Here is a 13,421-nt window from a genome sequence, read left to right on the forward strand (position 1 = left end):
CCGACCAACTCATCGGCCCCGCTCGTCTTGACCTTGAGCCTTGCGAGATCGACTACCAAGGATTCATCGCGCCGCGCGCGGACGAGCGCGACCGAGGTCATGTTGGCCAGCGAGATTGCGAAATCGAAATGCGATTGCCGGAAGCGTCCCCGGTCGAGATAGACGTGCAATGCGCCGAGCACTCCCTCCGGGCGAACCATCGGCACACAGAGGGCGTCGGCGTAAGACTCAAGATGATCGTGCGTTCCGCCGGCCTGGTTGGCGATCCACACTGCGTGGCCTTCGCTGATCACGTGCTGCGTGAGCGATTCGCTGAGGATGACCTGCCCGGCGGCGCGCTCCGGGATGACCATCTTCGGCTTGAGCGTGCCTTCGTCGGTAACCCAGAGGAAACCGACAACCGACGCCCCGGTCCGGTCGCGCAGCAGATCGAGCGCCACCCGGAGCACGTCGTTCGAACTGGTGTAACCGAGCAACTTCACGCTCAGTTGATACAGCAGCAGCAAGTCTTGCGCTTGTTCCGATTCGATCAGCGCCATCATCGGCAGCGCCGCGGAATCGACCATGCCATAGCGCGTGTCGCGAATAAACGTCTGCGACAGTCCCAGGCCGTCGACGTGAGCGGTCGGAGGCTCGCTGCTTTGATGGAAGGAGAATTCCGTCGAGCCGACCCGCAGGTGATGCCCTTCGTCGAGCACGGCTTCGTCGACCTTTTGTTCGTTGACGAATGTCCCGTTCCGGCTTCCGGAGTCGCGCACGTGCCAGCGGTTGTCGCGCCGGGTGACGACCGAATGCACGCGGGAACAGCGCGGATCGGTCAACACGACCAGGCAATCGGTGCCCCGCCCGATGCGGTTCTCGGCCAGGGGATTCAATAGATAGCTCGTCCCGGCCCGGGGACCGAGGCTCATCGTCAGATACGTGTACATGTCGGCCACAAAAACAACTCGCCCCGGCCTGCTGGTTGCCCTTTACACTATAACAGCCGCCGGACGACGAACCGAGAACCGTTCGAGCCGGCGAGTGATAAAAAGTGCTCTCGTACCTCGCACTTATCAGCCGGACGCTGCCGCACACTATGAAAACTCCTTCATCGTCCATTGGCCTGAGATGATCGACGCCGACACTTGCGAATGGTTGGTCGGCGACGGCGGGCGCGCTTGGCTGGCCCGCGCCGCCGAATTGACAGGCACGGCCGTCCAACGGGCCGCACGGCTGCGGCGCGAGCTCTCGGCGGAACGCACCGCGGCCGTATTGGGCCAGCTCGAACTACGGGAACGCGCCCGAGCGAAGTTTCTGGCCGCCGATCGTCTGTTCTTTCAGGCCGTCCCCCTCGAACAGGCGACCGATCAGGCGATCGCCGAGTACAAGGCACGGCGGTTTGATCGCTTCGATCGTGTGTCGGACTTGTGCTGCGGCATCGGCGGCGACTTGATGTCGCTGGCGACGAAATCACAAACCATCGGCCTTGACCGCGACCCCGCAGTCACGGTGTTCGCACAGGCCAATCTCAATGCGTTGGGCCGGCCAGGCCAGGTGGCGACGATGGATTTCACGCCGGAAGCGGTCGCGGCCGACGCCTGGCACATTGATCCCGATCGTCGCCCTGCCGGCCGCCGCACTACTCATTTGGAGATTCACGAGCCGCGCCCGGATCTGATCGAGCAACTGTTCGCCCGGCACCCGCATGGGGCGATCAAACTCGCTCCGGCCACTGACTTGCCGTTGGCGTGGAGCACTGCCGCCGAGCGAGAATGGATCAGTCGCGCCGGCGAATGCAAACAGCAAGTCGTCTGGTTCGGAGACCTGTCGCAAGGCGCTGGGCAGGTCCGTGCGACGCTCCTGGCTCGCGCGCTCGATACGCCCGCCGACCGCGCGGTGCTGGCCACCGTTGCCGGCCCGCCAAGCATGGAGCTACCGCATGCCGCGGCGATTGGCCGCTATGTCCTGGAACCTGACGCCGCAGTGCTCGCCGCCGATCTGGCGGGACACTTAGCCAAGCAGCACTCGCTGGCGGCAATCACGCCGGGTATTGCTTACCTAACCGGCGATTATGCCGTGGCGGACCCAGCGCTGGCTTGCTTTGAAGTCTTGGAATCGATGCCCTATCGGCCCGCGCGTTTAGCGGCCTGGCTCAAGGAGCGGCACATCGGCCGGCTGGAAATCAAGAAACGTGGCGTGACGGAGGATCCCGCGAAGGTCCGCAAACTATTGCGCGTTGATGGCGACAACGCGGCGACGATCCTTTTGCTACCGGTCGCGCGAAGCGTCACGGCGATCATCGCGCGGCGTACGGCGGCGCGCGATGAACAGCCCTAAATAGGACACTTATTCGCAGCCCTCAATAGCCCTGAAAGGGCGAAAGACAATAGCCAGGGGTGCTAACCCCTGGAAAATAATGCAACAAAAACGAGAGCCCCACCGGGGCGCCACTCTCCGACGGTTATTGCCATCAGTTGTGTCGCCCCGATGGGGCTTTTGAGAAACTTTGTGTCGCATTTTCCAGGGGTTTGCACCCCTGGCTATTTTCTGACGTCCCTTCGGGGCTTAGGGCACTTACTTCGCGTCTGCGGCCTTTTCCTGCGCGATCTCCGCTGCCTGGATTTGCACGTGGGCCAGGCATTCTGCTTTGAGACCGCCGTTGAGATCGGTTTCGATCTCGATCTTGCAGTTTAACTTGCCAGGTTCATTGCCGGCCGTGAACGTGACCGGTACCAGATGCAACGGCTTCGCGGTGTCGTCCACGTTGAACTCGAACGCCGTATCCTCGCAATGGACCCCGGTGATTTTGAACGGGCCGCTGCCGCGAACGACGAGTTTTTTGGTGACCTTCTGCCCCGGCCGCAGGACGCCGAGCGACAACGACGACGGACTGACCGTCAGGTCGGCGGCGATGCGCCCGGTGATTTCGATCGGAATGCGATCGCTACGGCGGTCGTTGGTCAGCAGAAACACTTGCTCATTCAAGTAGCCGGTCGGCGCATTGTCTTTCAGCTTCACGACCAACGCGTAGGCCACTTGCCCGAATTCGCGGCGCGTCTCGACGACTTCCGCTTCGAGGAAATCATGCGGCGATTGCACGCCCGTGATTTGCCACTCGCTGCGCCCCGCGTAGGCGACTTCGACCTTCTTCTCCGACGTGGCGCCGGGCCGAATGGTGCCGAAATCGACTTCGCCGGGATTGAACACTACGTCGCTACGGATATACCCGGCGACGTTCAATTGCACTTCGGCGTAGTACGGCTTGTCGAACGTCACGGTCAACGTGGCGTCCTTCTGCCCGAGATGGCCATGCGTATCGAAGCTGGCGATGATGGCGCCTTTTTCGTAGGTCTTCAACGTCTCATGCGTCACGCGCGGAGTCGTGCAACCGCAACTGCTGCGGACGCCGGCGATGTGCACGTCTTCTTCGTAGATGTTCGTAATGACGAATTGAAATTCGGTCTTCGCCCCGCGGGCGACGCTCCCGTAGTTATGATCGCGCGTGCTGAACATCTTGCCGGCCCAATCATCGGCCTGGGCAGGCAGGGCGGCAAGCAGCACGAAACAGCAGGCGCGAAATACTGACCTCGACACGATGACTACCTCCTCAATGTGTCCGGTCCCTTGCGGGAGCGGGGCTAGCTAGTTCCAGGTGACAGAGATCCATTCTCTCAACGTGAGCCACCGTTTAAACCGCACGGCGCAGCGGTGTCGCCGGCAAGGCCTGCGGCAGGCTGGCTCGGCGGTCCGATCCGCAGGCCTGGCTAGTTGGCTCGGCGCGCGGAATTGGGGTAACATTGCGGTCGGCCGACGCATCCAAACTGCTACCCGCGTAAAGCTGCGTCGACTTTTCCGATTGCTGGTATTCGAGGGAGTGCAGAATGAAAAACGACGTGGTCCAGTGGCTCATTGGTTGCCGCTCGTTGGTATTCGCATCGATCGCGGTGATCGCCTGCGTTGCCTTGGCGATTGGTCGCGAATCAACCCCTGCTACTAAATCGGCAACGACCGGTACGAAGTCGGGAACAAATCCCACGCGCGATGCCAACGAAAGCGTCGATACCACCCCCAAACATGGCAAGCTCACGGGGGGGCAGGCAGCTGCAAAGTTTCACCAACGCGCACTGCTTGCCCAGGCCCCGGCGCAGGAGGCCGCGGAGCAACCGATGGCGCCTCACCCATTCGCCAACGCCCAGCCGGCGCCTTCGCTGGCAGGCGGCGTAAGCTGGATCAACTCTGCCGGTCCGATCGATCTGGAAGACTTGCGGGGCAAATTCGTGGTCCTGGATTTTTGGACTTATTGCTGCATTAATTGCCTCCACATTCTGCCGGAATTAAAGAAGTTGGAGCGCGCCTACCCCAATGAAGTCGTCGTGATCGGCGTGCATTCGGCGAAGTTCGAAACAGAAGAGGAAACCGACAATATTCGCGAGGCCGTGGAGCGCTACGAAATTGAACATCCGGTGATCAACGACGCCAACCACGTGGTTTGGGACCGCTTCGGCGCGCAAAGCTGGCCCACGATCTGCATCATCGACCCGGAAGGCAAATTGATCGTCCGTGAGTCCGGCGAAATTCCTTTCACAGCCTTCGATCAATTTCTCAAAAAGGCGCTGCCGTATTACCGCGAGCACAAACTGCTCGACGCCACGCCGCTGCACTTCGATCTGGCCGCGGCGCAGGCAAAACAAACGCCGCTCCGCTACCCAGGCAAGATCCTGGCTGACGCGGCCGGTGGTCGATTGTTCATTTCCGACAGCAATCACAACCGCATTGCGATCGCCGGACTCGATGGCGCGCTGCAGGAAGTGATTGGTTCCGGCGCGATCGGCAAGCAGGATGGCGACTACGCTCAGGCCCAGTTCGATCATCCGCAGGGCATGGCGCTGGTGGGCGAGAAGTTGTATGTGGCCGACACGGAGAATCATCTGATTCGGCAGGTCGACCTCAAATCGAAGCAAGTCTCAACAATCGCTGGCGTTGGACGCCAGAGTCGCGGTTGGTATCACGATCTCACCCCGCCGGAATGGCGCGGCGACGTGAAGACCACAGCGCTCAACAGCCCTTGGGCGCTGTGGCCGCACGACGGTTGGCTCTACATCGCGATGGCGGGCTCGCATCAAATCTGGCGACTGAATCTCAGCGGCAGCGAGATCGAACTTTACGCCGGTAACGGGCGGGAGGACATCGTCGACGGCGATCTCCGCCCGGACGAACCGTACGCGGCGGGCGCATGCAGCTTCGCGCAACCGAGCGGTCTGGTCGGCGACGACAAGTGGCTTTATGTAGCCGACAGCGAAGGGAGTTCGATCCGCGCCGTACCATTCAATGCGAAAGGGCGCGTCAAAACGGTAGTGGGCACTTCGCACTTGCCGCAAGCGCGATTGTTCACCTTCGGCGACGTTGATGGCGCGAATCCTGACGCGCGATTGCAGCATGCACTTGGCGTGACGCTCGCCGACGGCAAACTGTACGTGGCCGATACCTACAATCACAAGATCAAGGTCGTTGATCCGGGGAAGGAAACCTCGACCACCTTCGCCGGCGACGGGAAGCCAGGCAGTGGCGACGAGCCGACGCAATTCCACGAACCGTGCGGCCTGTCCGCCGCGAACGGCAAGTTATACGTTGCTGATACGAACAATCATCTGATTCGTGTCATCGATCTCGCGACCAAGCAAGTTTCCACGCTGGAAATCACCGGGCTGGCGTCCCCATCACCGCCGGCCGCGACGCCAGCGGCTGATTTCGCTAATGCCCGACAGGTTCCGGCCGACGCGATTTCGCTCAAGCCCGTCGACGGCCACGTAGCGCTCGATTTGCTGCCGTCGCTGCCGCTCGGCTATAAGATCAATCCGCTCGCGCCGTTAGTCTATCGTGTCGACATCGAGGGCGATGCCGGTCCGATTGATGCCGCAGGGGTCGGACAGCTCACGCGCGCTGACGTCAAAGAGTTGCCGATCAGGTTTACCATTCCACTGACTGCGGATGCGGGCAAAGCGACGCTAAAAGTCGGACTGACGTACTACTACTGCTCGAAGGAGCCAGGCGGGCTCTGCAAGATGGCGAGCGTCGTCTGGACGGTTCCGACTACGGTTTCGGCCGAGGCCGAGAGCGAAGCAGCTACGCTTAACGAACTTGATTTGCTCTCGCCGTAGTTTCCAACGCGTTTTGATTACGTCTTCTGTAGCCGGCCACCGTGAGGCCGGTGGAGCGGGCGCGCTTGCATAGATGACGCGGTTGCGGAAGGTGCGGCCGAGGTCATAGACCTCGGCTACAGAAGAAACCGACGCCGATCGTAGTTTGCACTACTTCTGATGCGGCATGCGGCGCGGGAAAGGAGGCGACTCGACCGAAGGGAGTTCCTCGCCCTGTTCATCGGCCCACATCACGCGCTCTTCTTCCGTCGCGTAATAGCGGAGCCAGATTTCGGGATCGCTCTCCGTGTTGGCACAGTCCCAATGCAGGAAACTGTTGCGGTTTTCGATCCGCTTTTCGTTCGACGGCAGGATGTCGCGATAGATCAGGCTGTAGAGCTGCCGATCGGTCAGGTGATCGGTGAAATCTAGTACGAGCCGCTGTTCGTAGAGTTTGCGAATCGTGTCCCACAGCATTTCATGCAACTGCTCCGACGACAGGTTGTCGGGGTGTTGCAGCACGAGCTCGGGATCGAACCATTGCGAGATCGGCAAGACCGGCGCACGTTCCCAGGCGAGCATCGAGGCGAGGAAATCGTTCTCCACGTTCGTCGGCAGCTCGCGATTGTTGAACATCGCGATCGACTCGTCGAAGAACGGTTCCAGTTCGTCGCGCAACTGTGCGTTGCGTAACAACTGATCGACCTCGTCGGTTTTGGGTCGACGCATCTCCGCCATTGCCAATTTGCTCCCGCCGCGCGCTGTGGATCAATAGTGCGTGCCTTAAGCGACCGCCATTTCTTGACTCTAACAACAATCCCCGTTCCATCAAGTGCGATTCAATACATTCGCAGTACAAGTTGACCTCGCCATTTTCCTGATCGTCACATTGTCACACGTGAGGCGATTCAACCGGCACAATCGCGCGATTTTCGCACGTTTTCAGATAGGCTTGCTCAAGTCAGCTTCAGCGCGCCAACACTAGCCGGTAGCGCCAGCGAGGGGGAGGATGTCGTTGGTGATCGTTTGGCATGAACGCCAGGCCGACCTTCCGGTTCGCCAAAATCGTCCGCGATCGTAGCTGTAATGCCCGTTTGGCGTATTCGATTTGATTGTCGCCAGCGTTCTCTTTCCCTCGCTGCCGCCTCGGGCTAGTGTGTCGGCTCGCGCGGGCTGTTACACTGGAGTGATCCCTCCAACCCATCCCGCCGCGCGAGGCGCCTGATGCGCACCGCTCTGCTTGTACCGCTCCTGTTTCTGGCTACGGCGGCCCCCGCGCGGGCTGGCGAGCCGGTCGATTTTGCCCGCGAAGTGCTGCCGATTTTCGCCGCCAAGTGCCACCGTTGCCACGGGCCGGACAAGCACGAAGGGGGGCTGCTACTCCACCGCGGGGCCGACGCCCTCCGCGGCGGCGACAGCGGCGCCGTCATCCTGCCCGGGAAGAGCGCGGAGAGCGTCCTCCGGCAGTATGTTTCCGGCGAGGGGGATAACCTCATGCCCCCCGACGGCGAGGGCGATCCGCTCACGGCCGATCAGGTAGCGGTCATTACGCGTTGGATCGACGAAGGAGCGTCCTGGCCGGTCGTGGCGGATGTGCAAACAAAATCTGCCGCTGAGAACCATTGGGCGTATCAGCGCCCCGTCCGGCCGGAACGTCCCCCGGTCAGCCGGCCGGACTGGTGCCGAAACGAGATCGACTATTTCGTGCTTGCGCAGCTCGATGCGGAGTCGCTAGCCCCCGCCGCCGAGGCGGACAAAGCCCGTTGGATTCGTCGCGTGTCGCTCGATCTGACCGGGCTGCCGCCGAGTCGAAGTGAAGTTGCGGCATTCCTGGCGGACACGAGTTCCATGGCCCATGAGTCGGTCGTTGATCGGCTACTCGCTTCGCCAGCTTACGGCGAACGCTGGGCACGTCCCTGGCTCGACCTGGCGCGCTATGCCGATACGCAAGGCTATGAAAAGGACAACCGCCGTTCGATCTGGCGGTATCGCGATTGGGTAATCGACGCGCTCAATCGCGACTTGCCATTCGATGAGTTCACGATCGAACAACTTGCGGGCGACATGCTCCCGAACGCGACGCTGGAGCAAAAGATCGCCACCGGATTGCATCGCAACACGATGACGAATACCGAAGGGGGCACCGACAACGAGGAATTCCGCTACGAGGCGGTGGTCGATCGCATCAACACGACGATGACCATCTGGCAAGGCACGACGTTTATGTGCTGCCAGTGTCATACGCACAAATACGATCCCTTCACGCAGCGCGACTACTGGCAAACCTACGCGTTTCTCAACAGCACCGCGGATACCGATCTCGACGACGACGCCCCGTTCGTCGAAGCGCCGCCGCCCGAGTTGGCGGCGCGGCGCGCCACGATGATCGCCGAAGAGGCCTTGCTGGAGGGAATGTTGAACGCCGACACGCCGGCCTTCGACGCCGCGCTGGTCGCTTGGGAAGCAACGCAACGAGCGGCGATCGCCACCTGGCAACCGCTGGAAATCATCTCCGCAAAATCGGAGGCTGGCGCCACTCTCAGCGCGCAAGAAGACCGCTCGCTGCTGGCCTCGGGCGACGCTGCGGAAAAAGACAACTACCAGGTCGTCGCGAAATTGTCAGCGGGCCGAGTGAGCGCACTGCGCATCGAAGCATTGCCTGATGTCTCCTTGCCCGGCAATGGCCCAGGCCGCGCTGAGAAAGGCAACTTCGCCCTCAGCGGATTGCGGCTGGAGTGGATCGCTCAAGAGGGCGCGACGCCGCGGCCGGTTCCCCTCTCGGGCGCCGTCGCCGATCCCGCGCAGGGCGATCAAGCCTTCTCCGCCGAGCAGTTGACTGACGACAACCCGAGCAACGGTTGGGCGATCGGCGGCGAAGTCGGCGCAGGGCACGAAGCGATCGTGGCATTCGCCGAGCCGATCACAACCGGTCCCGGCGCGCAGCTTGTCGTCAAGCTGGAACAACAGTACGGCAGCAAGAACGTCCTGGGGCGCTTCCGAATCTCCGCCGCCAACTTGCCGGACCCGGCCGCCATTTCGCCACTTTCCACGGCAGCCCGAGCGCTCCTCGCACGGTCGGCCGCCGAACGCTCGCCGGACGAGCAGGCACAGTTGCGCGATTACTTCCGGCGCTTTGGACCAAATTTCAGCGCAATTCGCGCCCGAGTCGCCGAGTTGCAGCACACGCTGCCGCCGCCGCCGATTACGTTGGTGATGCAAGAACTGGAAACGCCCCGCACGACGCACGTTCACATGCGAGGCGCCTATCTCACCAAAGGAGAGGAAGTCCAACCTGCGCCGCCTGCCATCCTGAATCCACTGCCGCCGGACGCGCCGCTCAATCGACTGACCTTCGCGCGCTGGCTGGTCTCGTCAGAGAACCCGCTCACTGCTCGTGTGACGGTCAATCGTCTTTGGGAACAGTACTTCGGCCAAGGAATCGTCGCTACGAGCGAAGATTTCGGCACGCAGGGAGAGCCGCCGTCGCATCCGGAGTTGCTCGACTGGCTCGCAACCGAATTCATCGACCGCGGTTGGAGTTTGAAACAAGTACATCGGTTGATCGCCACTTCGGCGACATATCGCCAAGACGCGCGCGTCACACCGGAACTGGCGGAGCGCGACCCACGCAATCGTTTACTTGCGCGCGGTCCGCGTATTCGTCTGGAAGCCGAGATGCTCCGCGATCAGGCGCTCGCCGTGAGCGGCCTGCTGAGCCGCAAGATGTTCGGGCCCAGCGTGATGCCGCCGCAGCCCGAAGGAGTCTGGCAGGTCGTCTACAGCGGCGATCAATGGATCACCAGCCAGGGCGAAGATAAATACCGCCGAGGAATCTACACCTTCTGGCGGCGTACGAGCCCTTACCCGTCGATGATCACATTCGACGCCCCGAGCCGCGAGTTCTGCGTCGACCGCCGCATGCGTTCCAATACGCCGCTGCAAGCGCTCACGCTGTTGAATGACGCCGTCTACATCGAAGCCGCGCAGGCGCTCGCGAAACGCCTGCTCGCGCAGGCGGACGCCACGCCGGCGCAGCGTATAGCGTTCGGTTTTGCTGCGTGTCTGGCCCGCGACCCGAACGAGCAGGAGACGCTGCCGCTTGTCGCCCTCTACGAGAGCGAGTTGTCGCACTTCACCCAAGACCCCGCCGGGGCGACCGCGATGTGCGGCGGCGTGGTGGAAGGCGTGGATTCCGCGCAGCTCGCGGCCTGGACGGTGGTCGCCAATGTGTTGTTGAATCTGGATGAGATGGTGACAAAGTGAAGTGGAGTGTCCGTACAAAGTGTCGATGTAGCCAAGCCCAGGGAAGACCCTCAGAGTCGATGTTGTCATCGACGACTTCGAGGGCCTTCCCTGGGCTTAACGAGCGCGGCGCGGATTAACAAAGCAACGACCCTATGGACCTCCAACTCGAATTTCTGAAAGCCACCACGCGGCGCCAGTTTCTCGGCGGCTGCGGCGTCGGTTTTGGCGCGGCGGCGCTCACGGCGCTGCTCGATCAACCCGCGCAGGCCGTGGAGAGCACGAATCCACTCGCGCCGAAGGCTTCGCACTTCCCCGCGCGCGCGAAGCACGTCATTTACCTGCACATGGCGGGCTCGCCTTCGCAGTTGGATTTGTTTGACTACAAGCCGAAGCTGGTCGAGCTGAACGGCCAGAAGTGCCCCGACGAGCTACTGAAGAACGAACGTTTCGCCTTCATCAAGGGCGTTCCGACGATGTTGGGGACGCCGCACAAGTTTGCCAAATACGGCGCAAGCGGCGCGGAAATCTCCAATCTGCTGCCGCACTTGTCCGAGCTGGCCGACGATCTCTGCATCGTCCGCTCGATGGTCACCGACCAATTCAATCACGCCCCAGCGCAAGTTTTTCTTAACACCGGCTTTGCCCGCCCCGGCCGGCCGAGCATGGGCTCGTGGCTCACCTACGGACTCGGCAGCGAAAGCCAGGACCTGCCCGGCTTCGCGGTGCTGGTCTCCGGCGGCAAAACGCCGGACGGCGGCGCGTCGCTGTGGGGAAGCGGTTTTCTGCCGAGCGTTTATCAAGGTGTGCAATTCCGCGCGCAAGGCGAGCCGGTACTGTACGTCTCGAATCCGAATGGGATGGATTCCGACACGCGGCGGCGTTCGCTCGACGCGCTCAAGTCGCTCAATCAGTTACAACTCGAAACCTTCGGCGACCCGGAGACGCTCACGCGCATCGAGCAATACGAGATGGCCTACCGGATGCAAACCTCGGTGCCGGAGTTGATGCGCATCGACGACGAGCCGGCCCATATCCACGAGCTATACGGCACCAAGCCGGGCGAGATGTCGCTGGCGAACAATTGCCTGCTCGCGCGGCGACTCGTCGAGCGCGGCGTACGCTTCGTACACTTGTATGATTGGGGCTGGGATCACCACGGCGCCGGCAAAGGGAATGACATCGTCGAAGCGCTGCCGGAAAAATGCAAAGAGACCGACCAGCCGATTGCCGCGCTCGTGAAAGACTTGAAGCAGCGCGGCTTACTGGACTCGACGCTGGTCGTGTTCAGCGGCGAGTTCGGTCGCACGCCGATGAACGAGGCCCGCAATGGCTCGACCTTCCTCGGCCGCGATCATCACCCGCACGCGTTCACGCTCTGGATGGCCGGCGGCGGCATTCGCGCCGGCTATACGCACGGCGCCACCGACGAACTCGGTTACCGCGCCGTCGACGACATGGTCCACGTCCACGACCTACAAGCCACGATCCTCCACCTCCTCGGCCTCGACCACACCAAACTCACGCACAAGTTCCAGGGCCGCCAGTACCGCTTGACGGACGTGCATGGAAATGTCGTCCAGAGGCTGCTGGGATGAGGGGGGAATGACGAATTTTGAAATCCGAATGTCGAATGAGATCCGAAGCTCGAATGACGCATGGTCCAGAATGAATCGCACATTGACACGACCGCAAGGTTGAGGACGTAGGGCGGGCCGTGCAAGGCGTGAACCGTGTCATTTCCAACGGATGGAATTGACATGCCACGCGTAATTCACGACGGCAAGGCCCGCCGCCCGCGCGCTGGGCCGGCGGGCCTTATGGCGGCAATGTGGCCACGGTTTCCAATTCGCAACGCATCATAGGTTTGAGGCGCCCGATTCCCGGCACGGCCCGCCCTACGCGTCGTTCGTCATTCAGTCATTCGGATTTGATTCGACATTCCGATTTAGAAATTCGCCATTCCCCTAATCATCACTGATCACTCCGCACTCATCACTTCTGCCAATGCCTCGCACTCTCATCACCTCGGCACGTCTCATCGATCCCAGCCAGCAACTTGATCGCGTTACCAACTTGCTGATCGAGGATGGGCGGATTGCCGCATATGACGTGGCGCCGTCGGGCGATTGCGAGGTGATCGACGCCACGGGGTTGATCGCCGCGCCGGGCTTGATCGATATGCAGGTCCACTTGCGCGAGCCGGGGCGCGAAGAGGATGAAACGATCGCCTCCGGCACTGCTGCGGCGGCCGCCGGCGGGTTTACGGCGATCGCTTGCCTGCCCAGCACGGAACCGCCGATCGACACGCAAGCCACGGTCGAGTTCATTCAACATCAAGCGGCGCTCGCTGGTCATTGCCGCGTGCATGTCATCGGCTGCATCAGTAAGAACCGAGATGGGAAGGAACTCGCCGAGCTGGGGCAACTCGTGGCCGCCGGCGTCGTGGCGTTCAGCGACGGCGAGGAGCCGGTCTTCAATCCCGAATTGATGCGCCGCGCGTTCGAGTACGCGTTGATGTTCGATCGCCCGATCATCAATCACGCCGCCACGCTGGAGCGCAACAGCCCGGGCGTGATGCACGAAGGAATGGTCTCGCTGGTGCTCGGCCTCTCGCCAATGCCGGCCGCCGCCGAGGATGTGATGACCAGCCGCGATATCGCCCTGGCGGAAGCGACGGGCGGGCGGCTGCACATCGCGCAGGTCTCCACCGCGGGCGGCGTCGAGATCATTCGCCGTGGCAAGAAGCGCAACGTGCGCGTCACCGCCGCGGTATCGCCGCATCACTTGGCGCTCACCGACGAAGTGCTCCGTTCGTTCGACCCCAATTTCAAAACGAACCCGCCGCTGCGCGGGCAGCGCGACGTGGAAAGCTGCATCGCCGGGCTGGTCGACGGCACGATCGACGTGATCGCCTCGAATCACACGCCGCTCGCCCAGGAAAAAAAGATGCAAGACCTCGACCTCGCCCCTTTCGGCGTCGTCGGCCTGGAAACCGCGCTCGGCATCGTGATCACGAAACTCATCGAGCCGGGCCATCTCACCTGGTCGCAAGCGATC

Annotated in this window: 9 protein-coding genes; 5 read left to right on the top strand and 4 right to left on the bottom strand. The window is 61.9% G+C overall.

Annotation, left to right across the window (positions count from 1 at the left end; all coding sequences use genetic code 11):
* Positions 1–929: FHA domain-containing protein (locus SGJ19_29645; GenBank protein MDZ4784429.1), on the bottom strand; the 929-nt coding region annotated here is incomplete at its 3' end.
* Positions 930–1,023: 94 nt separating this feature from the next.
* On the opposite strand from SGJ19_29645, the gene SGJ19_29650 reads away from it, so the two are divergent.
* Positions 1,024–2,319 carry a hypothetical protein gene (locus SGJ19_29650; protein MDZ4784430.1) on the top strand — a complete coding sequence of 432 codons (1,296 nt, stop codon included), beginning with the start codon at positions 1,024–1,026 and terminating at the stop codon, positions 2,317–2,319.
* Between the two features lie 237 nt (positions 2,320–2,556).
* Here the strand turns inward: SGJ19_29650 and SGJ19_29655 are convergent, their stop codons facing one another.
* Positions 2,557–3,576, bottom strand: coding sequence for a DUF1573 domain-containing protein (locus tag SGJ19_29655; protein ID MDZ4784431.1), 1,020 nt, complete (start codon positions 3,574–3,576; stop codon positions 2,557–2,559).
* A 94-nt stretch (positions 3,577–3,670) separates the two neighbouring features.
* Positions 3,671–4,030, bottom strand: coding sequence for a hypothetical protein (locus tag SGJ19_29660; protein ID MDZ4784432.1), 360 nt, complete (start codon positions 4,028–4,030; stop codon positions 3,671–3,673).
* Between the two features lie 118 nt (positions 4,031–4,148).
* Between SGJ19_29660 and SGJ19_29665 the strand changes: the two genes are divergently transcribed.
* The gene (locus SGJ19_29665) at positions 4,149–6,140 is read left to right on the top strand and encodes a thioredoxin-like domain-containing protein (protein ID MDZ4784433.1); all 1,992 of its coding nucleotides are present in this window, start codon (positions 4,149–4,151) and stop codon (positions 6,138–6,140) included.
* 150 nt (positions 6,141–6,290) lie between these two features.
* Here the strand turns inward: SGJ19_29665 and SGJ19_29670 are convergent, their stop codons facing one another.
* Entirely contained in the window at positions 6,291–6,848 is a 558-nt protein-coding gene (locus tag SGJ19_29670) for a hypothetical protein (GenBank protein MDZ4784434.1), read from the bottom strand.
* Between the two features lie 495 nt (positions 6,849–7,343).
* Here SGJ19_29670 and SGJ19_29675 point away from each other — a divergent pair, with 495 nt between their 5' ends.
* The 3 genes from SGJ19_29675 to SGJ19_29685 form a co-directional block, all read left to right on the top strand.
* The gene (locus SGJ19_29675; GenBank protein MDZ4784435.1) at positions 7,344–10,382 is read left to right on the top strand and encodes a PSD1 and planctomycete cytochrome C domain-containing protein; all 3,039 of its coding nucleotides are present in this window, start codon (positions 7,344–7,346) and stop codon (positions 10,380–10,382) included.
* Positions 10,383–10,516: 134 nt separating this feature from the next.
* Positions 10,517–11,959, top strand: coding sequence for a DUF1501 domain-containing protein (locus SGJ19_29680; GenBank protein MDZ4784436.1), 1,443 nt, complete (start codon positions 10,517–10,519; stop codon positions 11,957–11,959).
* Positions 11,960–12,368: 409 nt separating this feature from the next.
* Positions 12,369–13,421: dihydroorotase (locus SGJ19_29685; GenBank protein MDZ4784437.1), on the top strand; the 1,053-nt coding region annotated here is incomplete at its 3' end.

It is taken from the genome of Planctomycetia bacterium, assembly GCA_034440135.1.
GTDB lineage: Bacteria > Planctomycetota > Planctomycetia > Pirellulales > JALHLM01 > JALHLM01.

Excerpts from the sequence above, each read along its gene's own strand:
- SGJ19_29670 (MDZ4784434.1), bottom strand. The coding sequence starts at position 6,848 with ATGCGTCGACCCAAAACCGACGAGGTCGATCAGTTGTTACGCAACGCA.
- SGJ19_29665 (MDZ4784433.1), top strand. The coding sequence starts at position 4,149 with ATGGCGCCTCACCCATTCGCCAACGCCCAGCCGGCGCCTTCGCTGGCA.
- SGJ19_29680 (MDZ4784436.1), top strand. The coding sequence starts at position 10,517 with ATGGACCTCCAACTCGAATTTCTGAAAGCCACCACGCGGCGCCAGTTT.
- SGJ19_29675 (MDZ4784435.1), top strand. The coding sequence starts at position 7,344 with ATGCGCACCGCTCTGCTTGTACCGCTCCTGTTTCTGGCTACGGCGGCC.